The following is a 25,467-nucleotide window of genomic DNA, read 5'->3' as shown; positions in this document are numbered from 1 at the left end:
GCCCCCCTTTCTATTTAAGCTGGTTCAGCTTGGCCTGGGTGACCAGGGTGATGCCCTTCTCGGTGCGGTGGAAGCGGGCCGCGTCCAGGGCGGCATCCTCGCCCACCACCAAGCCGGGCGGCACCACGCAGCCCTGGTCGACGATGCATTTGCGCAGGCGGGCATGGCGGCCGATATCGACGCCGGGCAGGATGACCGAATCCTCCACCACGCAATAGCTGTTGACCCGCACATTGGAGAACAGCATGGCCCGGCGCACGGTGGCGCCCGAGATGATGCAGCCGCCCGCCACCAGGGAGTCCACCGCCATACCGCGACGATGGTCGGAGTCGAACACGAATTTGGCCGGGGGTGACTGGGCCTGGTCGGTCCAGATGGGCCAGTTCTCGTCATAGACGTTGAGAGAGGGCGTCACGGTGGTGAGGTCGATATTGGCTTCCCAATAGGCATCGATGGTGCCGACATCGCGCCAGTAATGCTCGCGGGCGCCCTCGTGCATGACGCAGGAATGCTGGAAGTGGTGCGCCACCACCTTGTGGCTCTTCACCAGGGCGGGAATCAGGTCCTTGCCGAAATCGTGGCTGGTGCCCTCGGTGGTGGAATCTTTGACCAACTGGTCGAACAGCAGCTGGGCATTGAAGATATAGATGCCCATGCTGGCCAGGGCCAGATCGGGACGGCCCGGCATGGGCTGCGGATTGGCGGGCTTCTCGTTGAAGCGGATGATGCGGTCGTCGTCGTCCACCGCCATGACGCCGAAGCCCTTGGCCATCTCCAGCGGCACCTCGATGCAGGCCACCGAGACATCGGCGTGGGAGGCCAGGTGCTGGGCCAGCATCTTGCCGTAATTCATCTTGTAGACATGGTCGCCCGCCAGCACCAGGACGTGCTCGGGCTTGTGGGCGCGGAAGATGTCCAGGTTCTGGAACACCGCGTCGGCGGTGCCCTTGTACCAGTTCTCGCCCACGGTGCGCTGCTGGGCGGGCAGCAGTTCGATGAACTCGTTGAACTCGCCGCGCAGGAAGCCCCAGCCGCGCTGGATATGCTGCAGCAGGGAATGCGCCTTGTACTGGGTCAGCACCCCGATGCGGCGGATGCCGGAATTGATGCAGTTGGACAAGGTGAAGTCGATGATGCGGAACTTGCCGGCGAAGGGAATGGCTGGCTTGGCGTGCCAGTCGGTGAGGTCCATCAGCCGCGAGCCACGGCCGCCCGCCAGCACCAGGGCAAGGGTGCGACGCAACCGCTCCGTAACTTCAAGGTCGATGCCGTTGGTCCTGTCCGTGGGATCAAACATCAATCACCTCATGAAACGTCGGGGTATCATTGGTGCCACAAACCTGGACCCGGCACAACCGCGCCAGGGTTGAGGCGGCCATGTGGTTTTCCCATGCGCTGGGCTGATTTCGCCGCGCCCGAGCCATCCCCGGCGCGCATGCCCTGAATCCTTGCGATTCGCCGAAAAGGCAGACATCCTGTTCCTTGAAGAATTCCAAACGATGGGTGAAGGCCCGTCGCTCAGGAATCGGTCTGCCGTCCGGCGCCAAGCTGCCGGACAAGCATGGGGGAAGCCGACATTGTCATCCACGGTGATCTATAGTCATCCCGTCTGCCTGGAACACGACACCGGGGAATTTCACCCCGAATGCGCTGATCGGCTGCGGGCCATCGCTCACATCTTCGACCGCGAAGAGTTCATGTACGTGCCCCGCGAGGAGGCTCCTCCCGCCAGTGTCGAGCAGATCCTGCGTGCCCATACCCAGGCCCATTACGACCGGGTGATGGCGGCCATTCCCGATGAGGGAAGCGTCGAGCTGGACGGCGATACCATGGTTTCCCCCAAGTCCGGCGAGGCGGCCTTGCGCTCGGCCGGTGCGGCTTGCGCCGCCGTTGACGAGGTGGCGACGGGGCGCTCGCGCAATGCCTTCTGTGCCACAAGGCCGCCGGGCCACCATGCCGAGCGGGAAGCGGTGATGGGCTTCTGCCTGTTCTCCAACGCCGCCATCGCCGCCCTGCACGCCCGCGACGCCCACGGCTATAAGCGGGTGGCGGTGGTGGATTTCGATGTCCATCACGGCAATGGCACCCAGGATTGCCTGTGGGCCCAGCCGGGGACTTTCTACGCCTCCTCCCATCAGGAGGACGCCTTCCCCTATACCGGCAAGGCCGAGGAAACCGGCCCCGAGGGCGGCTGCGTGGTGGTCAACGTGCCCTTGCCCGCCGGAACCGCCTCCGATGTGTTCCGGGCCGCCTATACCGAGACCATCCTGCCCCGCCTGGATGCCTTTGCCCCTGACTTCCTGATCATCTCCGCCGGGTTCGACGCCCATGCCGCCGATCCCATGGCCCATCTTCGCCTTCAGGTTGGGGATTTCGACTGGCTCACCCGCGAATTGCTCAAGATTGCTCGCACCCATGCCGGGCGGAGGGTTGTGTCCCTGCTGGAAGGGGGGTATGAGACCCGCGCGCTGGCGGCCTGCGTCGCCGCCCATGTCCGTGTGCTGATGGAAGGTTGATGTCATGAACTTCATCGAATGGACCGCCGAGATGTCGGTGGGCTCGGGCGTCCTCGACGGCCATCACCAGATGATCATCGACTGCCTGAACGGACTGCATCCGCTGCTGGAGACCGACGCGCCGGAGGACAAGGTCCTGGCGGTCATGAGCAAGCTGGAAGACTTCGTCCTGGTTCACTTCAGCGAGGAAGAGCAGGAAATGAAGCGGGCGGGCTATCCCGACTGGCGCGCCCACAAGGAACTCCACGACCGCATGTATGATGTGGTGTTCTCGCTGAAATCCGACATCGAGAAGGGCGAGAAGGTGGACGCCAGGCGGCTGTTCGAGCTGATCCAGGACTGGCTGGTGACCCATATCCTGGGCGAGGACCGCAAATACGTCCCCTATCTGACCGATCCGGCGGCGAAGCCGGTGGGGCAGTGGAAGCGCTCCAACGGCCGCGACTGCTGAGGTGGGCCGAGTCGGGTTGAGCCCCTCTTCACTCGTTCGTCATGGCCGGGCCTTGTCCCGCGGCTGTCCGGACTTAAGTATCCCTCGCCCGCCTGCGGGCGAGGGGATAAGGCGGCGATCTCAAATTTATACCGGACAGCCGTGGGTTAATCCCGCGCATGACGGAGAAGGCCAAGCCCTGATCAGCGGAAGATCATCTTGTTGATCAGCAGATCGATGATCTTGTCGCCGCCGGGCTCCTTGCGCGCCAGGTCCAGCATGGTGGCCTTGATCATGGGGGCCGGGTTGGACGCCATGTATTCCTCGTAGGGGGTGGCGTTCAACTGGCGTTTCATTTTTTCCGACAGTTGCTTTTCCGCCAGCTTGGCGTCTTCGTGCACCAGCAGCAGCAGGTCCACCGACGACATGCGGAAATTGCCGTCCCTGTCCCACAGTTCCAGCACGATGGTGGGCAGACGGACATAGCGCTGGCCCTTGCCGGGAATGGGAAGCTGCCCCGGCTTCTTGTCGTCCTTCTTCTTTTCGTCCTTCTTGTCTCCGCCGCCGGAGGCGAGGGCGGGACGGGCGAAGGCGAGGCCGCAAAGGCCGAGAACGACGGTTCGACGCTGCATGATCAGTCCTTGTCTCGGGCGAGGATGACGGAGGCCTCGGCCAGTTCGGTGCCCATGGCGCGGATATTGCCCAGCAGGGCGTTGACGATGACCCGGACCCCCCGGGGGGCCTTGTCCATCTGCTGGAACAGGCGTTCCTTGCCGATGATGACGCAGGCGGTCTCTTCCAGTGCCTTGGCCGAGGCCATGCGGGGATGGTCGTCGATCAGCGCCATCTCGCCGAAGATGCCGCCCTGGTCAATCCGGCCGATGGGGATGGTCTTGTCGGCGACGGTCTTGTAGACCTCGACCTTGCCGGACTCCACCACATAGGCGGTGGTACCGGGTTCACCTTCGCTGAAGATCACGGTACCGGCGGGAAAGACCACTCTGCGGGCGACGTTGTCCATGGGAGAGCCTCAGGTGACGCGGCGGTTGGAGAAGGTCTTGGGCACCAGGATGGTGTTCTGGGGTGGCGCCACCGTATCGGGGGTGGGGAAGTCGATGGTGTAGTGCAATCCCCGGCTTTCGCGTCGCGCCAGGGCCGACTTGATGATCAGGTCGGCCACCATGGCCAGGTTGCGCAACTCCAGCAGGTCGTTGGTGACGCGGAAGCTGCCGTAATATTCGGCGATTTCGTCCAGCAGCAGCCGCACCCGGTGCTTGGCCCGCTCCAGGCGCTTGTTGGAGCGCACGATGCCGACGAAGTCCCACATGAAGCGGCGCAACTCGTCCCAGTTATGGGCCACTACCACTTCCTCGTCGGAATCGGTGACCCAGGTCTCGTCCCACGGCGCCAGTTCGGGAATCTCGGCGATGGCACCGGTCTTGGCGATGATGTCGCGGGCGGCCGCCGCGCCCAGCACCAGGCATTCCAGCAGCGAGTTGGAGGCCATGCGGTTGGCGCCGTGCAGGCCGGTGAAGGAAACCTCACCCACCGCGTAGAGATTATCCACATCGGTGCGCCCGGCCAGATCGGTCAGCACCCCGCCGCAGGTGTAATGGGCGGCGGGCACCACCGGCAGCGGCTCCCTGGTCATGTCGATGCCGAATTTCAGCGCCTCGGCATGGACGGTGGGGAAATGCGAGGTGATGAACTCGGCGGGCTTGTGGCTGATGTCGAGATAGACGCATTCGCAGCCCATGCGCTTCATCACGTCGTCGATGGCCCGCGCCACGATGTCGCGCGGCGCCAGTTCGGCGCGGGGGTCGTAGTCATCCATGAAGCGGGTGCCGTCGGGCCGCAGCAGCAGGCCGCCCTCGCCGCGCACCGCCTCGGTCACCAGGAAGGACTTGGCCTTGGGGTGATAGAGGCAGGTGGGGTGGAACTGGCTGAATTCCATGTTGGCGACGCGGCAGCCCGCCCGCCAGGCCATGGCGATGCCGTCGCCGGTGGAGCCATCGGGATTGGAGGAATAGAGATAGACGCGGCTTGCGCCGCCGGTGGCCAGCACCACCGTCTTGGCGGCGAAGCGGTGGACGCGGCCGTCGCGGCGGTCCAGGGCATAGGCGCCGATGCAGCGGCCGCGGCGGCCCTGGGGCAACTTCTCGCGGATCAGGTCGACGGCGTTGTGGAATTCAAACAGTTCGGCGCCGCTTTCGCGGATGCGGGCCTCCAGCGTGGTCTGGACGGCGCGGCCGGTGGCGTCGGCGGAATGGACGATGCGGCGGTGGGAATGACCGCCCTCGCGGGTCAGGTGCAGCCCGCCGTCCTCCTGGTCGAAAATGACGCCATTGGCTATCAGCCAGTCGATGGCCTCGCGCGCGCCTTCCACCACCGAGCGCACCGCCGGTTCGACACAGATGCCCGCCCCGGCGTTCAAGGTGTCGGCGATGTGGGATTCGGTGGAATCGGCGGCATCCAGCACGGCGGCGATGCCGCCCTGGGCATATTTGGTGCTGCCTTCCGACAGGTCGTTCTTGGACAGAACCGCGACGCGGGCCTTGGGTTTTTGGGCCAACACGCCCAGCGCCACCGAAAGCCCGGCCGCGCCGGAACCGATCACCAGCAGGTCATAGGGATTGGCCGTCTTGCTCATGTCAGTTCCAATCCAGGCCGATATCGACCGCCGGGGCCGATTGGGTGATGCGTCCCACCGAAACGAAGTCGACGCCGGTTTCGGCGATGGCCCGGATGGTGTCCAGGGTGACGCCGCCCGAGGCCTCGGTCTTGCAGCGCCCGGCCACCATGGCCACCGCCTGGCGCAGGGTATCGGGGGGCATGTTGTCCAGCAGCACGATGTCGGCTCCGGCCGCCACCGCCTCGGCCACCTGATCCAGGGTATCGCACTCGGCCTCGATATTGGGGCGCCCGGCCGCCTTGGCCATGCGCACGGCGGCGCCGACGCCGCCGCAGACGGCGATGTGGTTGTCCTTGATCAGCACGCCGTCATAGAGCCCCATGCGGTGATTGCTGGCGCCGCCGCAGCGGGTGGCGTATTTGGACAGCCGCCGCAGGCCGGGAATGGTCTTCCTGGTATCGAGCAGGGTGCAGCCGGTGCCCTCGATCCGCTCCACATAGGACCGCGTCAGGGTGGCGATGCCGGACAGCAGTTGCAGCAGGTTCAGCGCGGTGCGCTCGGCGGTCAGCAGGCCGCGCGCCGGGCCTTCCATCTCGGCCAGGACGCATCCGGTCTCGACCCGCTGGCCGTCTTCGACCCTGGGGGTGAAGCGGGCGTCGGGTACCACCATGCGGAAGACCTCGGCCGCCACCGGCATGCCCGCCACAACCATGGAATGGCGCGCCGCCATGACACCGGTGAAGCGCAGATCGGCGGGGATGACCGAGGCCGAGGTGATGTCTTCCCCCGGCCCGCCCTTGTCGGCGCCGGTATCCTCGGCCAGCGCCGCCGCGATCACCCGGCGGGCGTCGTCCATATCCAGGTCAGGCCGCATTGGAACCCGCTCCCGACATGGGCACCGACTTGCTCATCTCCAGCATGCGCTCCAGCGGCTTCAGGGCGGCCAAGCGCAACTCCTCGGGCACCGTGATGGCGGGGGCGTCGTTCCTGAGGCAGAGATAGATCTTCTCAAGGGTGTTCAGCGCCATGAATGGGCAGTTGGAACACGAACAGCCGCCATCGGCGCCGGGGGCCGGGATGAAGGTCTTGTGCGGTGCCGCCTTGCTCATCTGGTGGATGATGTGCTGCTCGGTGGCGATGATGAACTCCTTGGCCTCCGAGGCCAGGACGAAGTCCAGGATGGCGCGGGTCGAGCCCACATGATGGGCATGGGCCAGGATGCCCTCGGGGCATTCGGGATGGGCGGCGACCAGGGCATGGGGATGGCGCACCGTCAGCTTGACCAGTTCCTTCTCGGAGAACTGCTCGTGGATGATGCAGCTACCCGGCCACAGGGTCATCTGGCGGCCGGTCTTCTTTTGCATATAGGCGCCCAGATGGCGGTCGGGGGCGAACAGGATCGGCCGGTCGGTGGGCAACTGGCGGATGATGGTCTCGGCGTTGGACGAGGTCACGATCACATCCGACAGGGCTTTGACCTCGGCCGAGCAGTTGATGTAGGTGACGGCGATGTGGTCGGGGTGCTTCTCGCGGAAGGCCTTGAAGGCCTCGGGGCGGCAGCCTTCCTCGAGCGAGCATCCGGCATCCGCGTCGGGGATCACCACCAGCTTGGTCGGCGACAGGATCTTGGCGACCTCCCCCATGAAGCGCACACCGCAAAAGACGATCATATCGGCGTCGGTGGCGGCGGCCTTGCGGGACAGATCCAGGGAATCGCCGACGAAATCGGCAAGGTCCTGGATTTCGCCTTCCTGGTAGTAATGGGCCAGGATCACCGCGTTGCGCTCCTTGCGCAGCCGGTCGATCTCGGCGTGAAGATCCAGAGTCGGATCGATATCGGCCTCGGTCAAGGCGTTGGCGGATGGCATGATGATGGTTTCGGTCATGGAGGTCTGGCTCTCTATCGCCCCAGGAAACTTGGCGGAACTGAGTAAAGGACAAATTCCCCCGGCAACGCAACCCCGGGCTCCACCAGCCTAATGCATAAGATCGTATGACGACGGACCTGTTTCACCATTGAGGGAGTTCGAGCATAATCTGCGGTAGGTGGAATTCCCGGACAAATGGAATGGCTATTTTGGCGAGTCAGGACATGTCATCGCGTGCCCCCTCGGGCAGTGCTTCCCCGGTGATCGTGGTCATCGAGGACGAAGCCGTGGTGTTGGCCGGGTATCAGATGCTGTTCGAAAGCTGGGATTATCCCGTAGTCGCCGCTCAATCGGTGGATGAGGCCATGGCGGTCCTCGAAGAGGAAACCTCGGTTCCAGGCTTCATCCTGGCGGATTTTCGCCTGGGGAACGGCCATACCGGCCTGGACGCCATCGAGGCCTTGCGTAAAGCCTATGGCCGCGACATTCCCGGCGTGCTGGTGACCGGTGATACCACGGTCACCGTGGTCGGGCTTCGCGAAGCGGTGGAAGCCGGCATGCCGGTGCTGCACAAGCCCGTCAACGCACCGCAACTGCGCGAATTGCTGAACCGGACCCTCGGCGCAGGCAAGGCCTAGGCGGGAATCTCTCCCAGGGCCTTGATCCGCTCGGCCAGGGCGGCATCCTCGTGGAACAGGCGTCTGATCCACTGGGTCACCAGTTCGGCGGCGAGAAATTCCGCCCGTTCCAGGCTGCGGTCGACTTCGATGGCGATCCGCAGATTCTCCGTCAATTCCGCGGTCATGCGGTGGACGGCCAGGTGATGCTCGGCTGCGTCGCCGCCCATGCGGCGCAGCAAATCCTCCTCGGTGGAGAAATGCCCGGTCATGATGTCGATGAAGTCGGCCAGGGCATGACCGGCGGCGCCAAGGTTGCGCCCGTGCAGGGCCAGACATACATTGTCGAGGCCCGTGACCAACCGGCGATGTTCGGCATCCATGCCGGAAAGGCCGAATCCCATGGACTCTTGCCAGAATATTCGCATGGCGACCAGGCCGAAGCCCCCTCCATCGTCGCCCATCCCACTGCCAGGGATGGTAGTATGCGCTGGTTGTGAAATATACCTTCGAACTGTCGCCAACCACGACCAATTATGACGGAATCCATGATGCCTCCTTCCGACGCTCCGATCCTGGTCTGGTTCCGTCGCGACCTGCGCCTGGACGACAATCCCGCCCTGGCCGAGGCCGCCGCCACCGGGCGGCCGGTGTTGCCGGTCTATGTCCATGACGAGGACTCTGCGGGAGCGTGGGCCGAGGGCGGGGCATCGCGCTGGTGGCTGCATCATTCCCTGGCCCGGCTGGGGGAGGGGCTGAAGCGGTTGGGGGTTCCGCTGCTGCTGCGGCGCGGTCCGGCCGCCGAGATGCTTGCGGAGACGGCCCGCATGGTGGGGGCGGACACGGTGGTATGGAACCGCCGGATCGAACCCTGGGCGGCGCGGCAGGAGGCGGCGGTGGCGGCCCGGGCCGCCGGGGCGGGGCTTGTGGCGCGGGCGGTGGGCAGCCCGCTGCTGTTCGAGCCCGACAGGGTCACCAGCAAGCTGGGGACGCCGCTCAAGGTCTTCACTCCGTTCTGGCGGGCCTGCCTGGCCGCGCCGCCGCCGACGCGGCCCATCCCGGCGCCCGAACGTCTTATCCCTTGCGCCACGGCTCCGGCGGGGGATGCGCTGGAACACTGGCGGCTGCTGCCCAAGACTCCCGACTGGGCCGGGGGGCTGCGCGACACCTGGCGCCCCGGCGAAGCCGATGCCGCCCGGCGCTTGTCGCGCTTCCTGGCCGAGCGTCTGGACTCCTATGCCGGGGATCGCGACCGCCCGGCGGTGGACGGAACCTCGGGTCTGTCGCCGCATCTGCATTTCGGCGAGATCAGCCCGCGCCGGGTGTTCCATGCCGCCTTCGACGCGCCGCCCTCGGCCGGTCACGACCGTTTCCTGGCCGAACTGGGCTGGCGCGAGTTCTCGGCCCATCTGCTGATGCGTTCCCCCGACATGGACCGGGCGCCACTCAATACCGATTTCGCCCGCATGGACTGGCGAAGCGATCCCGAGGGGCTGGAGGCCTGGCGGCGGGGCCGCACCGGTTATCCACTGGTGGATGCGGGCATGCGCCAGCTTTGGCAAACCGGCTGGATGCATAACCGGGTGCGCATGGTGGTGGCGTCGTTCCTGGTCAAGGACCTGCTGCTGCCCTGGACGGACGGGGCGGCATGGTTCTGGGACACCCTGGTGGATGCCGATCTGGCCAGCAATTCGGCCAGCTGGCAATGGGTGGCGGGCTGCGGCGCCGACGCCGCGCCGTTCTTCCGGGTGTTCAATCCCGCTCTTCAGGGCGAGAAGTTCGATTCCGATGGCGGCTATGTCCGCCGCTGGTGCCCCGAACTGGCCCGCTTGCCCGACCGCTGGCTGCACCAGCCGTGGCGGGCACCCTCCCAGGCACTGGCCATGGCCGGAATTGCCCTGGGCCGCGACTATCCCCGGCCGGTGGTGGATCATGATCTGGCGCGCAAGCGGGCGCTTGACGCCTTTTCGCGGTTGCGGCAATGAACCGCCTGGGCCAAACTCCGCCCAGCCCTGGAGTGAGGAACAGCATGAAGACCCTGTCACCGGCCTGGACCTGGTTCGCCATCGGCACCGTGATCAGCTGCGTCGCCTCGGCGATAGGGGCTTATTCCATCGTCTCGGGCCGTCTGGCACAGGTGGGCGACGATCCCGCCCTGGCCCTTCCCGCCGCTATGGTCATCGCCACCTCGGTCATGAGCTTCTTCAGCCTGTTGGTGCCCATGCTGGCGCTGCTGGGGGTGGTGATCGTCATGATCGACGGCTTCACCCGTGGCCGGGCGAAGAAAGGCTAATCCCTCTCGATTCGCCCCGATCGGCCGCTCTTGATTTCCGAGCGCTTGCCCTTGCTCTCCAGCCGACGCTGTTGCGAGCCCTTGGTGGGCTTGGTCGGCTTGCGCTTAGGGGGAGGCGGCTTAGCGGCTTCCCGGATCATCTCCACCAGCTTGGCCAGGGCCTCGGCGCGGTTGCGCTCCTGGCTGCGGTGGGTCTGGGCGGTGATGACGATGATCCCGTCCAGGGTCAGGCGGCTCCCCGCCAGCTTTTGCAGGCGGATGCTCACCTCATTGGGCAGCGATGGTGAGCGCCGCGCGTCAAAGCGGAGCTGCACGGCGGTGGACAGCTTGTTGACGTTCTGCCCGCCGGGACCCGAGGCGCGGATGAAGCTTTCCTCGATTTCCTTCTCGTCGATGCTGATATGGTGGGTGATCTCGATCATGCGGGCTATATAGCATGGAGGCCATGGGACGGCGTAAGCGTTCCTTAACCATGGTAAGACACACTCGGAGCGATCTCAGGGCGGTGAGTGGAGAAGACTTTGCAGGACTTGGAGCGCGTAGCCCGCGCCTTGACCCTCTTGATGGATTCTTCTCCGGACCATATGGCGATCATGTGCCGGGTGGTGCCGGATGAGGAGAGCTTGATCGCCTTCATCGAAAAGACCCCGTGGTACAGCGGATTCGATGATGAGCAACTCGCGGCCCATTTTGGTCGCGCGCTGTTCCAGGCCCAGATCGACACTATGCGGGCCCGTGTCGATCCCGCCCGGCCGACCATCGGCCTCTATGCGCCGCTCAAGGCGTTCCGCAAGCATTTCGGCACACTGTCCGAGCGGCTCGAAGCGGCGGGGTACACTGTCTTCCGGCTTTACGGTCAGATTGCCGACGATGCTTTCGAGCAGGCCGACAACGCCTATTTCGCGGGGCTGGGCATGATGCACCAGCTTGATTTTCTTGATGCGGTGGTGATTACCACCCTGTGCGCCGATCTGCCGGACAGGCCGATACCCCGTGTGATCATGCTGCACGATGTGTTCGATTCCCCGTTGGGCGATCCCAGGGACTTCCTGGAACTGGTCCGGACCATGGACTACGTGTTCGTTCCTTCGGAGCCTTCCATGGCGGCCACCAAGCGGGTGTTCACCATGTTCGATCAGGCTGGCGTGGCGCCGCTGAAGCCGGTTCAGCTGGTTCCTATGGGCTATCCCCGGCTGGATGCCAACCGCCGGGCTTTCGCCGCCGTTGCCCGCGAGGAGAAGACCCTGGTCTACGCTCCCACCATGACCCTGGAATCGTGGCAGGAATATGCTTCTGTCGCGCGGTGGGGGCGTGGAATCATCGACACTCTGCGGCAGTCATTTCCCGATCACACCGTCATCTTCCGGCCGCATCCTAATTCCCACACCAATCCCGCCGTGGCTGCCTTGATGCAAGAGGTGGCCGACTTACCCGGCTGCGAGGTCGATGCCATTACCTCCGACTATATGACCACCTATGGTCGCGCCCGAATGCTGGTGACCGATATGTCGGGAACCGCCTTCACCTTCGCCTTCACCACCGGTCGCCCGGTGGTGTTCTTCTCCCCCAACGATGCCGCCGCACGGGCCGCCAATCCGGACGTGACCTATTTCCAACTCCGGGATCGGGTCGGCCTGGTGGCGGAATGCCTCGAGGACCTGCCGACCAGGGTCCGGGCCGCGATGGACCCGGCATTCCAGGCCCATGCCGCCGAATTATGCCGCCAGACCATCTACAATCTGGGGGCTTCCGAGGATCGCTTCCTCGATCTGCTGCCGACGGTGCTGCGCAAGGAAATCCTGCCGGGGGCGTTCCTGTTCGACCCCAACCAAGGCGGCCCCACATGGTGATCTGGGTGACCGGCCTGTCGGCGGTGGGCAAGACCACCTTGTGCCAGACCGTATTCGGGCGGCTGAAGCCGCGATTGCCGGAACTGGTGAGCGTGGACGGCGATCAGGTCCGCGCCCTGTTCGGCGGCGATCTCGGCCATGGCGAGGCCGACCGGGTGGTGCAGATCAAGCGCATCCAGTCCCTGGCCGCCATGCTCGACGCCCAGGGCCTAGTGGTGCTGGTGGCGGCGCTTTACGCCCATCCCGATCTGTTGGCCTGGAACCGGGCCAATTTCAGTGATTATGTGGAAGTCTATCTGGAGGCATCGGTGGACACCGCCCGCAGCCGCGATCCTCGTGGCCTGTATAGCCGCTATGATGCGGGCCAGACCCGCGATGTGGTCGGCCTCGATATTCCCTGGCGGGCGCCGGTTTCGCCCGATCTGGTGCTGGATGCCGCCTCGGGCACGCCGGACAGCCTGGCCGACCGGCTGATCGCCTTCGTTCCCCGTCTGGCGGGGGCCGCCTGAGATGGAGATCGCCCTTAACCGCGACCAGTATCTCGAGATGGAGAAGCTGGGCCTGGGCGCTTTCGCACCGCTGACCGGCTTCATGACCGAGGATCAGTTCGAATCGGTGGTGAACCGCATGCGGCTGCCAGATGGCCAGCCCTTTCCGCTGCCGGTGTTCCTGTCGCTGGATGCCGACCGGGCCGAGGCGATCCGGGGGCTGCCCCGCGTCGCCTTGACCTATCAGGGCGAGCCGGTGGGCGAACTTGTGCCGGAAAGCTGGTTCCGTCGCGACCGGCCTCGCGACGCGGCCAAACTGTTCGGCACCACCGATGCCGATCATCCCGGCGTGGCCCAGTTCCTGTCCGATGGCGAGGTGTTCGTGGGCGGGCCGGTGCGGCTGCTGAAGCGGGCGCGGCTGGATATTTCCGACTACGAGCTGACGCCGGAACAGTCGCGGGCGGAATTCGCCCGGCGCGGCTGGACCACGGTGGTGGGGTTCCAGACCCGCAATGTTCCCCATCGCGCGCACGAATACCTGCTGCGCCTGGGGCTCGAGGTCACCGATGGCTTGTTCGTCCAGCCGCTGATCGGCCGCAAGAAGGCGGGCGACTACACCCCGGCCGCCATCATCGCCGGATATCGTACCCTGATCGGCGGCTTCCTGCCGCCCGAGCGGGTGGTGCTGGGCGTGCTGTCCACCTCCATGCGCTATGCCGGCCCGCGCGAAGCGGTGTTCCACGCCATCATCCGCCGCAATTACGGCTGCACCCATTTCATCGTCGGGCGCGACCATGCCGGGGTGGGCAGCTATTACGGCAAGTACGAGGCCCACGAGATGGTGGCCCGCTTCGATGGCGAACTGGGCATCACCGTGCTGCGGCTGGCCGGTCCCTTCCACTGCGCCATCTGCGACGGTATCGTCACCGAGCGCAGTTGCGCCCATGTGGACAGCCATCCCGATGCCATCAGCGACCTGTCGGGCACCCGCTTCCGCGCCATGTTGCTGGGGGGCGAAACCCCCGATGCCCATTTCGTCCGCCCCGCCATCCTGAAGGCGCTGGCCGATGTCCCTTTGTTCGAGAAGAGCGAATAGCATGAACCGTACCCGCATCGTCGCCACCATCGGCCCCGCCACCTGCTCGGAAGAGGCGCTGAAGCGTCTGGCCGAGGCGGGCATGACCATCGCCCGGCTCAATGGCGCCCAGGCGACGCTGGACTGGCACCGGGCCACCATCGCCCTGATCCGCAAGGCGGTGCCCCAGGTGGCGATCCTGCTGGACCTGCCCGGACGCAAGGTGCGCACCGTGGACGTCAAGACGCCGCTGACCTTCGCGGTTGGCGATCGGGTGGTGTTCACCACCGACCGGGCCAAGCCCGCCGAGGGCCGCATCCCGGTGGATCATCCCAAGCTGACCGAACAGGTCCAGGTCGGCGGCATGATCATGGGCAATGACGGCCTGTTCCGCTTCAAGGTCGAGGCGATCGAGGGATCGGACATCGTCTGCCGGGCGGAAACCGCCGGAATCATGGGGGACCGCAAGGGCATCAACATTCCCGGCGTCACCCTGGGGGCGGCGCCGCTGCGCGCCCACGACCTTGATCTGGTGGCGCTGGCGGCGGAAACCGGCGTGGATTTCCTGGGCTTGTCCTTCGTGGAATCGGCGGGCGACGTGGCCCAGGTCCGCGCCAAGGTCGGCAGCGTCTTCCCCCGGCTGGTGGCCAAGGTGGAAACCCGTGCCGCCCTGGCCGATCTGGACGATATCGCCATTGTGGCCGACGGCTTGATGATCGATCGCGGCGATCTGTCCATCGAGGTCAACCTGGAAGAGATCGCCCTGCTGCAAAAGAAGATCATCGCAGCGGGCAAGCGCATGGGCAAGCCCACCATCGTCGCCACCGAGATGATGCATTCCATGGCCGAGAATCCCATGCCGGTGAAGGCCGAGATCGCCGACATCACCAATGCGGTGCTGGATGGGGCGGCCGCCGTTATGCTGTCGGGCGAGACCGCCATCGGCCGCTATCCCGACGAGGCGGTGCGTACCATGCGCCGGGTCTGCTCCGCCGCCGAGGGCTTTCTGGTGGACGGCCATGTTCCACCCAGGGCCAAGGCCGAGCGGGTGCCCCAAGCCATCCAGCAGGCCATCGCCCTGATCTGCCGCTCGCTGCCGGTGACCAAGATCGTCGCGGTGACCCGCTCGGGCTTCGCCGCCCGCCAGCTCAGCATGCAGGGTCTCGACCAGCCCATCATCGCGGTCAGCGACGATGCCCGGGCAGCGCGCTGCTTCGCCCTGTATGCGGGGGTGGAGGGGGTATACCTGGACATCCCGTTCCAGAAGACCGGCACCGACCATGTGGCCAAGTGCCTGGAGGCGTTGTGGCGCCAGGGCCGACTGGTGGACGAGGATCTGGTGGTGGTGACCGCCGTCACCTATCCCCGCTCGGGCAATCGCATGAACCTGATCCAGACCCACCTGATGAGCGATTTGCGGGAATCGTTGGGTTGGGAGTAGGGGAGCTATCCCACGATCTTGAAGACGTCCACATGGCGCCGGGTCCGGTCCTCCAGGTCCAGGCTGGTGCAGACGGTATAGCTCGCGATCCGCAGCAGGCCGGTCCTGGGCAGATAGGCGCGGCCGGGATCGGCCATCACCACCGTGGCGCCCTCGGCGGCCAGGCGCACCAGCCAGGGCCAGATATGGGCGGTCATGGGCGCCTCGTAGCAGACATCACCCGCCACCACCACGTCCCAGCGGCAGGGCGCGCCGACCACGTCGTCGGCCAGCACCTCGACCGCGACACCGTTCAGTTCGGCATTCAGGCGGATGGCATGACAGGCCATGTGGTCGATTTCGGCGGCTTCCACCTTGGCGGCGCCCCTGAGGGCGGCGCCGATGGCGCTGACCCCTGATCCGGCGGCGAAATCCAGCACCGTCTTGCCCGCCACCAGTTCGGGATTGTCCAGCAGCCAGCGGGTCAGGGCCTGGCCGCCCGCCCAACAGAACGCCCAATAGGGCGGCGGCAGGTTGACGCGGAGCAGCGCCTCCTCGGTGGCTTCCCACAGGGGGGTGACCTCGGTGGCGGTCCACAGCTTGATCTCGGGACAGGCGGGCGGGCTGTCGATCTCGGTATTGGCCTCGATGAAGGCCCGCGCGGTCTCGAAACAGGCGGAAACCGGGGTCATGCGCTCAGCCTTCCAGCGATGATGGCGGCCAGCACCAGCCAGCCGAAATGACGGTTGGACTTGAACTTGGCGAGGCAGTCGGCGGCATCGTGGATGTCGACCCGGACGATCTGCCAGACCAGATGCGCCCCGGCCAGGGCCATGCCGGGCCAGAAGGCCCAGCCCAGCCCGGCGCTCGCCCCTGCCGAGGCCATCAGCGCCAGGGCGGCGCCATAGAACAGCCACAGCCATTTCGGCGTGGCGTCGCCCAGGGCCAGGGCGGTGGACTTGACCCCGATCAGGGCGTCGTCCTCCTTGTCCTGATGGGCGTAGATGGTGTCGTAGCCCAGCGTCCAGAACGGCCCGGCGGCGTAAAGCAGCAAGGCGGGCAGGTCGAGATCACCCCGCACCGCCGCCCAGCCCAGCAAGGCGCCCCAATTGAAGGTCAGGCCCAGCCAGGCCTGGGGCCAGTGGGTGATGCGCTTCATGAAGGGATAGGGGAAGACCAGCAGCAGCGAGGCCACCCCCACCGCGATGGCGAAGGGGTTCAACTGGAGCAGCACCCCCAGCCCGATCAGCAATTGCAGGCCGAGAAAGGCCAGGGCCTGGCGCGGGCTGACGGCGCCCGATGGGATCGGCCGCGACGCGGTGCGGGCGACGCGGCCGTCGAAATCGCGGTCGGCCCAGTCGTTGAAGGTGCATCCGGCGCCGCGCATCACCACCGCGCCGAGGCCGAACAGGGCCAGCAGCCAGGGGTCGGGCAGGCCGGGGGCGGCCAGGGCGGCGCTCCACCAGCAGGGGAACAGCAGCAGCCATGTGCCGATGGGCCGGTCAAGCCGCATCAACCGCAGATAGGGGCGCAAGGGGGCGGGGACAAGGCGGTCGATCCAGTTGCCGACCGGGATGTCGCCCTTCAGGGTCTGGGCGGTGGACATGGACTATGCTTAGCCGAAAGGTCGGCCCGAGGAAAGGGGCCTATCCCTTGAAATACAAGAGTCCCTTGCGCCATTCCAGGGTGGGAGTCTTCCAGGCGGTGACGATGTCGTTGGTGGCCGGGTGCTGCGGTTTGCCGAAATACCAGCCCTGGCCAAAGCGCACCTTCAGCAGCTTCAGCAGATTGGCGGTCTCGGCATCTTCCACGTATTCGGCGGTGGTGGTGACGCCGAGTTCGGTGCACAACTGGACGATGGCCTTGATGAACGAGACGTTCTCGTTGTTCTTCATGGCGTCCTTGATGTAGCTGCCGTCGATCTTGACGTTGTCCACCTTGAGGGCGCGCAGATAATGGAAGGCGGCGTGACCGGCGCCGAAATCGTCGAGACAGACCTCGTGGCCTTGCTTGCGGATAGCCTGGATCACATCGTTGACGGCGGCGAGATCGCCCACATCGGCGGATTCCGTCATCTCGAATACCAGACGCTTCCGCAGGTCCTTGGTGGTGGCCAGGATGGCCTGCAGTTTCTTGACCACCGCCGGGTCCGACAAGGTGCGCCCCGACAGGTTGACGGCGAAGCGCAGGGACTCGGTATTGGCGACGGATGAGCGCATTGTGCCGATGGCGCGTTCCAGCAGGGCCATGTCCAGCATGCCCGCCATGCCCACATCCTCGGCGAAGGCAACGGTCTCGTAGGGCGACTTGTTGTCGTTGCCCTTGAAGCGCACCAGGCATTCGAAATGGTGGACCACATTGGTCCACAGATCGACGATGGGCTGGTACATCAGGTTGAAGTCGCCCGACGCCACGGTCTGGCGCACATCGTTCATCTGCTTGACCGTGGCCGACAGGCGCGGCTGCAAATCCTTCATCAGGTCGGCCAGATTGCCGCCATTGTTGGATTCGCGGGCGAAGGCGTTCAGGGTATAGGTCAGGGCCCGGGCGGCTTCCTCGGGCGGGATGTCGGCAACGTCCAGCACCAGGGTGGCCAGCTTGGCCTCCATGGGCGGCGCGTCGGGCATCACCACCTTGGCGGCCTGGGTGACCGACTGGCTGATCTTGTCGGGCGACACCGAGGCGGCATGCAGGACGCCGAACTTGCCGTCGTCCAACTGGCCGACCGCGTCGCCGCCTACTGACAATGATTTCAGCCGGGAGCCCAGTTCAGCGGCCAGGGCGGCCTGGGTTTCGGCGTCGGCCTGGGCGTCCGGCAACTCGACCAAGGTCAACTGGTAGGGCTCGTCCGGCGGCGCGGCTTCCAGCAGCGAGGCGGCCATGGCCTGGAAGCTGTCCTTGTCCAGCACTCCGGACTTGCCCTCGGCCCGCTTGCTGATCATGGGCGGCAGCCCGCCGGGATGGCTCAGCGCCACCAGCAGCCGTTCGGTATTGCCGGGATGGCGATAGCCCGACAGGGCGACGGCCGCCGCCTTGCCCTCGGCGGGCAGCAGCACCCGGATCATGACGTTGCGGACGCGTTCTCCCTTACCCATTTGGATAAGGGACTGGGCGAGAAGGTCCTGGTCGGAGGGGTGGATGATCTTCCTGAGCGGTTGGCCAGTCAGCGCCTTGGCGCCTCGGCCCAGCAGCGCCATGGCGGCGCCCACGGCGAAAGCCGTGTTGCCCTCGGCATCGGTTTCCAGCAACACATCGGCAGCGGCGAAGGCGAACGCCACGTAGACATCGCTGGACCGTCCCAGATCGTCCTTTTCAGCGGCCATGCCCATTCCCAAGATGCAGCCAGACTTACAGCCTAGGTGATAGGCAGGATGGCCGCAAGTGGGCCAATGGCATTACCAGTGCTTATCCAGGAAGACACCGATGAACAACACCAGCAGATAGGGCATGGAGGCGGCGAAGTTCCATCCCGCCCAGAATCGGGTGGGGGTCATCACCAGCCGGATGTTGAAACCCAGCAGCACCAGTCCCGTGGCGGCGGCGGTGAAGCCATAGACCGGCCCCAGCAGACCCAGGGACCAGGGTAGCAGCGACGACCCCACCAGGGCCAGGCTGTTGGCCAGGATCCACCAGGCGGTGCGCTGGTCTCCCACCACCACCGGCAGCATGGGCACACCCGCCTGGCGATAGTCTTCCTTCAGCAGGATGGCCAGCGCCCAGAAATGGCTGGGGGTCCACAGGAACAGCACCAGGGCCAGAACCATGGGCAGCAGCCAGTCGGTCTGGTTGACCACCGCCGCCCCCGCCAGGATGGCGAAGCTGCCCGCCGCGCCGCCCAGGATGATGTTGGTCCAGTGGCGGCGCTTCAGCCAGACGGTATAGACCGCCACATAGACGAAGCCGCCCAGGAACAGGTGCAGCGCCACGACCCAGTTGAAGGCGCTGTGGGCGACGGTCAGGCCAGCGACCATCAAGATGGCGGCCAGGGCGAAGCCCAGCGCCGGAGTTCCGGCACCGGTGGCCATGGGGCGCTTGGAGGTCCGGCGCATCAGACGGTCGATATCGCGGTCCCAGACATGGTTGAAGACGGCCGAGGCGGCCGAACCCAGCACCATGGCCAGGGTCAGCAGCAGCAAGGCGCCCAGGTCGACCTTGTCCACCACCGCGCCATAGCCGGTGACGGCGGTCAGCGCGATCATCAGTGCGATGCGCGGCTTCAACAGTTCGATGAATTGCTTGAATGTCACGTCCGCCTCCGCAACCGTCCCCGGTGCGGCCGGGGATTATATGTAAATTACATATAGCATAAGATACACGACGATGCCGGTCACAGATACGTAAACCCACACCGGCCAAGTCCATCGTGCCAGCCGCTTATGTTCGGTGAAGTTTTGCCGGGCCGCCTTGATCATGGTCATCCCGATCATGGGGGTGACCACGGCCGCCAGAAGAACATGGCTGATCAGCAGTGCGTAATAGATGGGCCTGACAATCCCCGATCCTCGAAAGACGAAGATCGGCGCGGTGAAGTGGTACCAAAGGTAAAAAACCAGGAACAGGGCCGAGGTCGCCACCGCCGCCAGCATGGCCCGCATGTGCAGGTCGCGGCGGCCCTTGCGGATGAAGGCATAGGCGGCCAGCAGGAACACCAGCGCCACGGCGTTGAGGGCGGCGTTGACATGGGGCAGGGTATTGGCGGTGGTCATCATGGCGCTACCACCCCATCCAGCCGCCCAGGCGCAGCCACAGAACCGCCACGGCCATGCTGGCCAGGGTCATGGGGATGCCCGCGCGGGCGAAGTCGCCGAACGACAAGCGGGTGCCGACCGCCTGGGCCCGTTCCGCGACGATGATATTGGCCATGCTGCCCACCAGCAGGAAGTTTCCGGCCAGGGTGGACAGCAGGGCCAGCCCGGTCAGGGCGCCGGGATCCGGGGTATGCCATACCGCCAGGATCAGCATCACGGCGGGAACATTGCCGATGGTGTTGGAGGCGGCGAGCGCCAGTGGCACCATCACCCCCAATGTCTCGGGGAACAGGCCGCGCTCGGACAGGGCTTCCATCCAGCGCCGCGCCAGATCGGTATCGGCGAAGGCGCCGGTGATCATGAACAGGCAGGCGAACAGCAGCAGCAGGTGCCAGTCCACCATGCTGATCATCTCGCGCGACGACATCTTGCGGCTGGCCAGCAGCAGTCCGGCGATGACCATGGCGCCAACCTCGCGGGGCAGCGGCGCGGTGAACAGCAGGGCCAGCATGGCCAGGGCCCCGATACCCTTCAGCGCCTGCCACTGGTTGAGATGGGGGGGATTCTCGTCGACGAGCGGGCCGGGCTCGGCATCCAGCTCCTTGCGCCAGATCAGGCACAGGGTGACATGGACGATCCCCAGCGACAGGATGGCGGGAACGGCACAGGCGGCCAGGAAATTCCAGAAATCGAGGCCACCCACCTGGCCGATCAGGATGTTCTGGGGATTGCCGATCAGGGTGGCGGCGCTGCCGGCATTGGCGGCGCCCACCAGACCCAGCAGATAGGGGCGGGGGTCGAGGCCCCGGCGGCGGATGCCCTCGACCACGATGGGCGTCATGGCGAAGCAGACCACGTCATTGGCCAGCACCGCCGACAATCCCCCGGCAGCCAGGATCACCTGGGCCAGCAGGCGTCGCGACGATCCCGGCGCCGCCGATACCCTCGCGGCCAAGGTGCCATAGACCCCCGCCAGCTGGAACTGGGCCGAGATGATCATCAGGGCGAACAGCAGCAGCAGGGTGGGAATGTCCACCGAACTGCCCATGGCCTTGACGCTCACCTTGCCCGAGGCGAGCAGCACCACCACGCCCAGCAAGGCGATGCCGGTGCGGTCGAGTTTCAGGCCCCTGACACTGCCAAAGGCCATGCCAAGATAGGTCAGCAGGAAGACGGCGATGACGAAACTGTCCATGCCTTCCGTTATGGCGCCTGGACCGATCCTCGGCAAGGGGAGTTGTTGGGTGAGTGGCGCCGGGTGTGGGCGTCGACCTCGCGGACCAACTGGGCCAGTTCGTCGTCGCTCAGGTCCTGGGACAGCGCCATGCCGACGCAACGACGCATCAACTCGTCGTCTGGTATGCCCCCCTCCATCCCGGCGGCGATCTGCGCCGCCAGACGGTTGATTTCGGTTCGCGTGACGTTGCCTGTTTCCCAGGTCATCGTATGGTCCTCCCAAGCGCGGAGGAGATAGCTCGCCCGGCCCCGGGCCGCAAGTGACTTCGCGGTAAGGAACGCAACTTTCCCTTCGCGCCGGGCTGGAAGGAATGGTATGGGCAGCAGCCATGGCGATACATCCTCGCAAGTCCGGCACCCTGCGCTCCGCCGCCGATCTGGTGGCGGCGGGTTTGTTGCCCCCTGCCGCCGCCGCCATGGCCGAGCGGGTGGGACAGGCCTATGCGGTGGCGATAACGCCCACCCTGGCGGCGCTGATGGACCCCGCCGACGCCGATGATCCCATCGCCCGCCAGTTTCTTCCCTCGGGAGCCGAGTTGGAAACGACGCCGGAAGAGCGGCCCGATCCCATCGGTGACGCGCCCCACTCTCCGGTTCCCGGCGTGGTGCATCGCTATCCCGATCGGGTGCTGCTGACGCCGCTCTTGGTGTGTCCGGTCTATTGCCGGTTCTGCTTCCGCCGGGCCCGGGTCGGCGATGCCGACGGCACGCTGGGGCCTGATGAGATGGAAGCCGCCCTTGCCTATGTGGCGGAGCACACCGAACTGCGCGAGGTCATCGTCACCGGCGGCGATCCTCTGATGCTGCCGCCTGGGCGCATCGCCGCGTTGGTCGGTCGGCTGGCCGCCATTCCCCATCTCGACACCATCCGCTTTCATTCGCGGATTCCGGTGGCCGATCCCGGCCGGGTGGGCGAGTCCCTGGTGGGGGCGCTGCGATCAGTGCCCGGCGGGCCTGCGGTATGGCTGGCGGTTCATGTCAACCATCCGCGCGAGTTGGGGGACGAGGCGCGGGCCGCCCTGGCCCGGCTGGCCGATGCCGGGGTGCCGCTACTGTCACAGACGGTGCTGCTGAAAGGCGTCAATGACCGGGTCGAGGTGCTGGAGGCGCTGATGCGGGCCCTGGTGCGCCACCGGGTGCGGCCCTATTACCTGCATCATCCCGATCTGGCGCCGGGCACCCGCCATTTCCGACCGACCATCGCCGAGGGCCAGGCGCTGGTTCGGGCCTTGCGCGGGCGGCTGTCGGGGATCGCCCAGCCCACCTATGTGCTCGACATTCCCGGCGGCGCGGGCAAGGTGCCGGTGGGGCCGGTCTACTGGAACGGTGCCGAGGCGACGGTCGTCGACCCCTGGGGCACCGGCCATTCCTATTCCGAATGAAGCGGCAGGGTGAAGCGGAAGGTGGTTCCGACGCCGGGTTCCGACTCGATCCAGATGCGGCCGCCATGGCGTTCGACGATCTTCTTGCAGATGGCGAGGCCGATGCCGGTGCCTTCCACCTGATCCCCGGTCACCAGACGCTTGAAGATGCCGAAGGCGCGATCGTAATCCTCGGCGGCGATGCCCATGCCGTTGTCGGCCACCGCCACCTCCGCCCGATCTCCCTCCTGCGTCCAGGAGACCTCCACCCGGGGTGCCCGCTCGGGCGAGCGGTATTTCAGGGCGTTGCCGATCAGGTTCTGGAACAGTCGCGACAATTCGCTGCGGTCTCCGGCAACCACCAAGGGTGAGCCAGAGACCACCAATTCGCCGCCGGCATCCTGCACCGCCATGTCCAGGTTGGCGCGGACATCGGCCAGGACATCGGCCAGGGGCAGGGGCTCGAACGGGATATCGCCGCGGCCGATGCGCGCATAGTCCAGCAGGTCGACGATCAGGGCATCCATGCGCTTGGCGCCGCCAACGGCGAAACCGATGAAATCCTTGATATCAGGGTCCAGGGTGTCGCCCATCCTGCGTTGGATCAGGGCGAGATAGCCGCTGACCATGCGGAGCGGCTGGCGCAGGTCGTGGGAGGTGACATAGGCGAACTGTTCCAATTCGGCATTGGAGCGTTCCAGATCCTCCAGGCCCTTCTGGATGGCGCGGGCGGCCTCGCGCTGTTCGGTGACGTCGCGCGAGAACACCGCCACCTGGACCACCTTGCCGCCGGGATCAAGGACGGGATAGATCCGGTTATCCAGATAAATGCCGTCGAGTTCCTCATGGGTATGCAGCGGCGTCTTCTCGGCTGTCATCTTCTGGAGCAACTGGCGCTGTGCCTCGGCCTGTTCCGGCGACAGCAGATCGAACAGCGTCTTGCCGACCAGGGAACCGGCCTCGGTGCCGAACCGGTTGGCCAGTGCCTGGTTGGCGGCCAGGATGGTTCCCCCCGTATCCATGAGCAAGGCGGCGTCGGCCGGGGCGTTGACCAGGGTCTTGGCCAATTCCTCGCTGGCGCGCAATTTTTCCTCTGCCCGCTTGCGCTTGATGATTCCGGCCAGGGTATGGGCGTAAAGCCGCAGGAACCGCTCCTCCTCCTCATCGCGGCGATGGCCCGGAGTGACATAGGTGTTGAGCACGCCCAGCAACTCGCCCCCGGCCATGATGGGGATGCAATAATGGCCGTGGTCCGGCATGCCCTCGTAGCGGACATGATGCCCGGAGTCGACACAGGCGGCATGGATGGTGTCACGCAAGGCGGCGGCCTTGCCGCACAGGCAGTGGCCGATATCGATGCTGGCGCAGCTCGCCACGATTTCCTGGGGAAGGTTCCGGCGGGCCGCCATGCGCAAGCGGCCGGACTCCAGGACAAAGATGCAGCCGCGATTCTCCAGGGTCAGCCAGGGCAGCCACAGCAGTTCCTTCAGGGCCAGGTCCAGCACCTGATCCAGCGAGATGTCCTCCAGCGACAGCCGCAGGCAGTTGCCCAGCACCTGGGTGGTGGCCAGGGTCCTGGCCGCCTCGGCCTCGGCGCGCTTGCGCTCGGTGATGTCGCGGAAGACGTTGACGGCACCGATGACCCGGTCATCCTCGACCACGGCGGCGGCGGTGTATTCCACCGGGAAGCCGCTGCCATCCTTGCGCCAGAACATCTCGTCACCCACATGCCGCACCAGCGGTGCCAAGGGCGATCCCGACAGAACCTCGCGCACCGGACAGTGTTCCGAGGGATAGGGCGTGCCATCGGCATGGTGGTGGTGGGTGACGTCGTGGAGGTCCTGGCCCAGCCCCTCGTCCTCGCCCCAGCCCAGCATGCGCCGGGCCGCCTGATTGACGAAGGTGACGCGGCCATGGGAATCGACGCCGCAGATGCCGTCGCCCACCGAGGCCAGCACCAGATCGCTGCGCCGCCGGGCTGAGTCCGCGTCGGCGCGGGCGGCGATCAACGCGGCCACGGAGCGGCGGATGGTCAGGGCGGCGGCGATGGAGCCCAGCAGGAACAGGGTGGCCAGGCCTCCAAGATAGGTGGCTTCGCGGCGCCATGCCGCCAGATAGTCCGAGGACGCCATGCCGACCACCAGGAACAGCGGGTGGTGCTCGACCTGACGGTAGAAGAAGATGCGCTCCAACCCGTCGACGCCGGATAGGGTGGTATAGGGTTGCGGCGGCGCCCTGGTCTCGACCAGGCGGCGGAGATCGGCCGAGGGCGTGGCGACGCCCGAACTTGGACCGGGAACCAGCGAGTGACGGGCCAGCAGCAGCGGCATGTCGTTCCACAGCCCGACACTGCCCGCGGGACCGACATCGACGGAGGAGAACATGGCGGACAGGGAACTCACCGCCACCGCCACATGGACGATGCCGCCGAACGATCCATCGGGGGCGGTTCGTTTGCGGGCGAAGATCAGCATGGGCTGGGGATTGAGGCGACCGATGATGGGCTGTGAGACGAACAGCCCGAGCTTCGGGTCGTCGCGATGGCGGGTGAAATGCTCGCGATCCGAAATATTGGCCTGGCTGGCGATGGTGGTATTGCCGACAGCGTATTCGATCATGCCCTTGGCGCTGACCACCCGCAGGCCCAGGGCCTCGGGCAACCGGGAATCATGCCGCGCCAGGAAGGCCTCCAGGGTGGGGCGGTGGATGCCCCCGGCCCGCTCCTGGCGCTCCACCTCGTCGGCCACCGCCATCAAGGTCAGGTCGATCTTGTCGACGAACCGCGACAGATTCTGTTCCAGCACATGGCTCAGGCTGGCGGCGGTCTGGGTCGCCTTGGTGCGTTCATGCTCCAGATGCCAGAACAGCACCAACCCGACCAGCGATATCACGAACAGGTTCAACAGAACGAACACGCCCGTTCCCCGGCGAAG

At 65.9% G+C, this 25,467-nt stretch carries 26 protein-coding genes; 10 read left to right on the top strand and 16 right to left on the bottom strand.

Annotation, left to right across the window (positions count from 1 at the left end; translation table 11 throughout):
- Window positions 1-10 precede the first annotated feature (10 nt).
- A complete protein-coding gene (gene glgC, locus A6A04_RS17760) occupies window positions 11-1,297 on the bottom strand; it encodes a glucose-1-phosphate adenylyltransferase (protein ID WP_068495321.1) in 1,287 nt (428 codons plus the stop codon).
- Between the two features lie 280 nt (window positions 1,298-1,577).
- Here glgC and A6A04_RS17755 point away from each other — a divergent pair, with 280 nt between their 5' ends.
- Both A6A04_RS17755 and A6A04_RS17750 read left to right on the top strand, forming a co-directional pair.
- Window positions 1,578-2,516: a histone deacetylase family protein gene (locus tag A6A04_RS17755; RefSeq protein ID WP_068495319.1), complete on the top strand. Its 939-nt coding sequence runs from the start codon at window positions 1,578-1,580 to the stop codon at window positions 2,514-2,516.
- 4 nt (window positions 2,517-2,520) lie between these two features.
- Window positions 2,521-2,967: a bacteriohemerythrin gene (locus tag A6A04_RS17750; RefSeq protein WP_068495317.1), complete on the top strand. Its 447-nt coding sequence runs from the start codon at window positions 2,521-2,523 to the stop codon at window positions 2,965-2,967.
- A gap of 182 nt (window positions 2,968-3,149) precedes the next feature.
- Here A6A04_RS17750 and A6A04_RS17745 read toward each other — a convergent pair whose 3' ends face one another.
- From A6A04_RS17745 to nadA, 5 genes are read right to left on the bottom strand one after another with little or no spacing between them, the layout of a single operon-like run.
- On the bottom strand, window positions 3,150-3,578 hold the full coding sequence (locus A6A04_RS17745; RefSeq protein WP_082915033.1) for a hypothetical protein: 429 nt from the start codon (window positions 3,576-3,578) through the stop codon (window positions 3,150-3,152).
- 2 nt (window positions 3,579-3,580) lie between these two features.
- Window positions 3,581-3,967 carry a cyclic nucleotide-binding domain-containing protein gene (locus A6A04_RS17740; protein WP_068495314.1) on the bottom strand — a complete coding sequence of 129 codons (387 nt, stop codon included), beginning with the start codon at window positions 3,965-3,967 and terminating at the stop codon, window positions 3,581-3,583.
- Window positions 3,968-3,976: 9 nt separating this feature from the next.
- Window positions 3,977-5,596 carry an L-aspartate oxidase gene (nadB, locus tag A6A04_RS17735; protein ID WP_068495312.1) on the bottom strand — a complete coding sequence of 540 codons (1,620 nt, stop codon included), beginning with the start codon at window positions 5,594-5,596 and terminating at the stop codon, window positions 3,977-3,979.
- 1 nt (window position 5,597) lies between these two features.
- Window positions 5,598-6,452, bottom strand: coding sequence for a carboxylating nicotinate-nucleotide diphosphorylase (nadC, locus tag A6A04_RS17730; protein WP_068495310.1), 855 nt, complete (start codon window positions 6,450-6,452; stop codon window positions 5,598-5,600).
- Window positions 6,442-7,464 (bottom strand): quinolinate synthase NadA, encoded by a 1,023-nt coding sequence (gene nadA / locus A6A04_RS17725; RefSeq protein WP_216636130.1) that lies wholly within the window; start codon window positions 7,462-7,464, stop codon window positions 6,442-6,444. Before nadA ends, nadC begins: the two co-directional genes overlap by 11 nt.
- Window positions 7,465-7,670: 206 nt before the next feature.
- Here nadA and A6A04_RS17720 point away from each other — a divergent pair, with 206 nt between their 5' ends.
- A complete protein-coding gene (locus A6A04_RS17720) occupies window positions 7,671-8,084 on the top strand; it encodes a response regulator (RefSeq protein ID WP_068495308.1) in 414 nt (137 codons plus the stop codon).
- Here the strand turns inward: A6A04_RS17720 and A6A04_RS17715 are convergent.
- Window positions 8,081-8,467, bottom strand: coding sequence for a hemerythrin domain-containing protein (locus tag A6A04_RS17715; protein WP_156612678.1), 387 nt, complete (start codon window positions 8,465-8,467; stop codon window positions 8,081-8,083). The two genes, A6A04_RS17720 and A6A04_RS17715, sit on opposite strands and share 4 nt — an antisense overlap.
- A 144-nt stretch (window positions 8,468-8,611) precedes the next feature.
- Here A6A04_RS17715 and A6A04_RS17710 point away from each other — a divergent pair, with 144 nt between their 5' ends.
- Window positions 8,612-10,048: a cryptochrome/photolyase family protein gene (locus A6A04_RS17710; RefSeq protein ID WP_082915032.1), complete on the top strand. Its 1,437-nt coding sequence runs from the start codon at window positions 8,612-8,614 to the stop codon at window positions 10,046-10,048.
- Between the two features lie 44 nt (window positions 10,049-10,092).
- Window positions 10,093-10,356 carry a hypothetical protein gene (locus A6A04_RS17705; RefSeq protein ID WP_068495302.1) on the top strand — a complete coding sequence of 88 codons (264 nt, stop codon included), beginning with the start codon at window positions 10,093-10,095 and terminating at the stop codon, window positions 10,354-10,356.
- Here A6A04_RS17705 and arfB read toward each other — a convergent pair.
- Window positions 10,353-10,778, bottom strand: coding sequence for an alternative ribosome rescue aminoacyl-tRNA hydrolase ArfB (gene arfB, locus A6A04_RS17700; RefSeq protein ID WP_068495300.1), 426 nt, complete (start codon window positions 10,776-10,778; stop codon window positions 10,353-10,355). The genes A6A04_RS17705 and arfB overlap by 4 nt on opposite strands.
- A gap of 141 nt (window positions 10,779-10,919) precedes the next feature.
- Between arfB and A6A04_RS17695 the strand changes: the two genes are divergently transcribed.
- From A6A04_RS17695 to pyk, 4 genes are read left to right on the top strand one after another with little or no spacing between them, the layout of a single operon-like run.
- A complete protein-coding gene (locus tag A6A04_RS17695; protein WP_082915031.1) occupies window positions 10,920-12,206 on the top strand; it encodes a CDP-glycerol glycerophosphotransferase family protein in 1,287 nt (428 codons plus the stop codon).
- A complete protein-coding gene (locus A6A04_RS17690) occupies window positions 12,200-12,715 on the top strand; it encodes an adenylyl-sulfate kinase (RefSeq protein WP_068495296.1) in 516 nt (171 codons plus the stop codon). Before A6A04_RS17695 ends, A6A04_RS17690 begins: the two co-directional genes overlap by 7 nt.
- Window position 12,716: 1 nt before the next feature.
- The gene (gene sat / locus A6A04_RS17685) at window positions 12,717-13,790 is read left to right on the top strand and encodes a sulfate adenylyltransferase (RefSeq protein ID WP_068495294.1); all 1,074 of its coding nucleotides are present in this window, start codon (window positions 12,717-12,719) and stop codon (window positions 13,788-13,790) included.
- 1 nt (window position 13,791) lies between these two features.
- Window positions 13,792-15,210 carry a pyruvate kinase gene (gene pyk / locus A6A04_RS17680; protein ID WP_068495292.1) on the top strand — a complete coding sequence of 473 codons (1,419 nt, stop codon included), beginning with the start codon at window positions 13,792-13,794 and terminating at the stop codon, window positions 15,208-15,210.
- Between the two features lie 5 nt (window positions 15,211-15,215).
- Here pyk and A6A04_RS17675 read toward each other — a convergent pair whose 3' ends face one another.
- The 7 genes from A6A04_RS17675 to A6A04_RS17645 all read right to left on the bottom strand — a co-directional run bounded on the left by A6A04_RS17675 (window position 15,216) and on the right by A6A04_RS17645 (window position 21,380).
- The gene (locus A6A04_RS17675) at window positions 15,216-15,881 is read right to left on the bottom strand and encodes a class I SAM-dependent methyltransferase (protein ID WP_068495289.1); all 666 of its coding nucleotides are present in this window, start codon (window positions 15,879-15,881) and stop codon (window positions 15,216-15,218) included.
- On the bottom strand, window positions 15,878-16,795 hold the full coding sequence (ubiA, locus tag A6A04_RS17670; protein ID WP_068495288.1) for a 4-hydroxybenzoate octaprenyltransferase: 918 nt from the start codon (window positions 16,793-16,795) through the stop codon (window positions 15,878-15,880). The genes A6A04_RS17675 and ubiA overlap by 4 nt, the downstream gene beginning before the upstream one ends.
- Before the next feature lie 40 nt (window positions 16,796-16,835).
- The gene (locus A6A04_RS17665) at window positions 16,836-18,512 is read right to left on the bottom strand and encodes a sensor domain-containing phosphodiesterase (protein ID WP_245651276.1); all 1,677 of its coding nucleotides are present in this window, start codon (window positions 18,510-18,512) and stop codon (window positions 16,836-16,838) included.
- 72 nt (window positions 18,513-18,584) lie between these two features.
- Window positions 18,585-19,436 (bottom strand): heme o synthase, encoded by an 852-nt coding sequence (gene cyoE, locus A6A04_RS17660; RefSeq protein ID WP_082915030.1) that lies wholly within the window; start codon window positions 19,434-19,436, stop codon window positions 18,585-18,587.
- Window positions 19,437-19,472: 36 nt separating this feature from the next.
- Complete coding sequence (locus A6A04_RS17655) at window positions 19,473-19,898, bottom strand: DUF420 domain-containing protein (RefSeq protein ID WP_245651275.1); 426 nt, start codon at window positions 19,896-19,898, stop codon at window positions 19,473-19,475.
- A 4-nt stretch (window positions 19,899-19,902) separates the two neighbouring features.
- A complete protein-coding gene (locus tag A6A04_RS17650) occupies window positions 19,903-21,132 on the bottom strand; it encodes an anion transporter (protein WP_068495283.1) in 1,230 nt (409 codons plus the stop codon).
- 8 nt (window positions 21,133-21,140) lie between these two features.
- Window positions 21,141-21,380 carry a hypothetical protein gene (locus A6A04_RS17645; RefSeq protein ID WP_068495281.1) on the bottom strand — a complete coding sequence of 80 codons (240 nt, stop codon included), beginning with the start codon at window positions 21,378-21,380 and terminating at the stop codon, window positions 21,141-21,143.
- A 122-nt stretch (window positions 21,381-21,502) separates the two neighbouring features.
- Between A6A04_RS17645 and A6A04_RS17640 the strand changes: the two genes are divergently transcribed.
- Window positions 21,503-22,555, top strand: coding sequence for a lysine-2,3-aminomutase-like protein (locus tag A6A04_RS17640; protein ID WP_068495279.1), 1,053 nt, complete (start codon window positions 21,503-21,505; stop codon window positions 22,553-22,555).
- On the opposite strand, the gene A6A04_RS17635 is transcribed toward A6A04_RS17640, so the two are convergent.
- A complete protein-coding gene (locus A6A04_RS17635; RefSeq protein WP_068495277.1) occupies window positions 22,543-25,449 on the bottom strand; it encodes a PAS domain-containing protein in 2,907 nt (968 codons plus the stop codon). The two genes, A6A04_RS17640 and A6A04_RS17635, sit on opposite strands and share 13 nt — an antisense overlap.
- Between the last annotated feature and the right edge of the window lie 18 nt (window positions 25,450-25,467).

Source organism: Paramagnetospirillum marisnigri (assembly GCF_001650715.1).
Taxonomy (GTDB): Bacteria; Pseudomonadota; Alphaproteobacteria; order Rhodospirillales; family Magnetospirillaceae; genus Phaeospirillum; species Phaeospirillum marisnigri.
Note: the sequence above shows the minus strand (reverse complement) of the source record. Positions and strands in the feature narration are given on the sequence as shown.

Excerpts from the sequence above, each read along its gene's own strand:
- glgC (WP_068495321.1), bottom strand. The coding sequence starts at position 1,297 with ATGTTTGATCCCACGGACAGGACCAACGGCATCGACCTTGAAGTTACG.
- A6A04_RS17750 (WP_068495317.1), top strand. The coding sequence starts at position 2,521 with ATGAACTTCATCGAATGGACCGCCGAGATGTCGGTGGGCTCGGGCGTC.
- A6A04_RS17745 (WP_082915033.1), bottom strand. The coding sequence starts at position 3,578 with ATGCAGCGTCGAACCGTCGTTCTCGGCCTTTGCGGCCTCGCCTTCGCC.
- A6A04_RS17740 (WP_068495314.1), bottom strand. The coding sequence starts at position 3,967 with ATGGACAACGTCGCCCGCAGAGTGGTCTTTCCCGCCGGTACCGTGATC.
- nadB (WP_068495312.1), bottom strand. The coding sequence starts at position 5,596 with ATGAGCAAGACGGCCAATCCCTATGACCTGCTGGTGATCGGTTCCGGC.
- nadC (WP_068495310.1), bottom strand. The coding sequence starts at position 6,452 with ATGCGGCCTGACCTGGATATGGACGACGCCCGCCGGGTGATCGCGGCG.
- nadA (WP_216636130.1), bottom strand. The coding sequence starts at position 7,464 with ATGACCGAAACCATCATCATGCCATCCGCCAACGCCTTGACCGAGGCC.
- A6A04_RS17720 (WP_068495308.1), top strand. The coding sequence starts at position 7,671 with ATGTCATCGCGTGCCCCCTCGGGCAGTGCTTCCCCGGTGATCGTGGTC.
- A6A04_RS17715 (WP_156612678.1), bottom strand. The coding sequence starts at position 8,467 with ATGGGATTCGGCCTTTCCGGCATGGATGCCGAACATCGCCGGTTGGTC.
- A6A04_RS17710 (WP_082915032.1), top strand. The coding sequence starts at position 8,612 with ATGATGCCTCCTTCCGACGCTCCGATCCTGGTCTGGTTCCGTCGCGAC.
- A6A04_RS17705 (WP_068495302.1), top strand. The coding sequence starts at position 10,093 with ATGAAGACCCTGTCACCGGCCTGGACCTGGTTCGCCATCGGCACCGTG.
- arfB (WP_068495300.1), bottom strand. The coding sequence starts at position 10,778 with ATGATCGAGATCACCCACCATATCAGCATCGACGAGAAGGAAATCGAG.
- A6A04_RS17695 (WP_082915031.1), top strand. The coding sequence starts at position 10,920 with ATGGATTCTTCTCCGGACCATATGGCGATCATGTGCCGGGTGGTGCCG.
- A6A04_RS17690 (WP_068495296.1), top strand. The coding sequence starts at position 12,200 with ATGGTGATCTGGGTGACCGGCCTGTCGGCGGTGGGCAAGACCACCTTG.
- sat (WP_068495294.1), top strand. The coding sequence starts at position 12,717 with ATGGAGATCGCCCTTAACCGCGACCAGTATCTCGAGATGGAGAAGCTG.
- pyk (WP_068495292.1), top strand. The coding sequence starts at position 13,792 with ATGAACCGTACCCGCATCGTCGCCACCATCGGCCCCGCCACCTGCTCG.
- A6A04_RS17675 (WP_068495289.1), bottom strand. The coding sequence starts at position 15,881 with ATGACCCCGGTTTCCGCCTGTTTCGAGACCGCGCGGGCCTTCATCGAG.
- ubiA (WP_068495288.1), bottom strand. The coding sequence starts at position 16,795 with ATGTCCACCGCCCAGACCCTGAAGGGCGACATCCCGGTCGGCAACTGG.
- A6A04_RS17665 (WP_245651276.1), bottom strand. The coding sequence starts at position 18,512 with ATGGCCGCTGAAAAGGACGATCTGGGACGGTCCAGCGATGTCTACGTG.
- A6A04_RS17655 (WP_245651275.1), bottom strand. The coding sequence starts at position 19,898 with ATGATGACCACCGCCAATACCCTGCCCCATGTCAACGCCGCCCTCAAC.
- A6A04_RS17650 (WP_068495283.1), bottom strand. The coding sequence starts at position 21,132 with ATGGACAGTTTCGTCATCGCCGTCTTCCTGCTGACCTATCTTGGCATG.
- A6A04_RS17645 (WP_068495281.1), bottom strand. The coding sequence starts at position 21,380 with ATGACCTGGGAAACAGGCAACGTCACGCGAACCGAAATCAACCGTCTG.
- A6A04_RS17640 (WP_068495279.1), top strand. The coding sequence starts at position 21,503 with ATGGCGATACATCCTCGCAAGTCCGGCACCCTGCGCTCCGCCGCCGAT.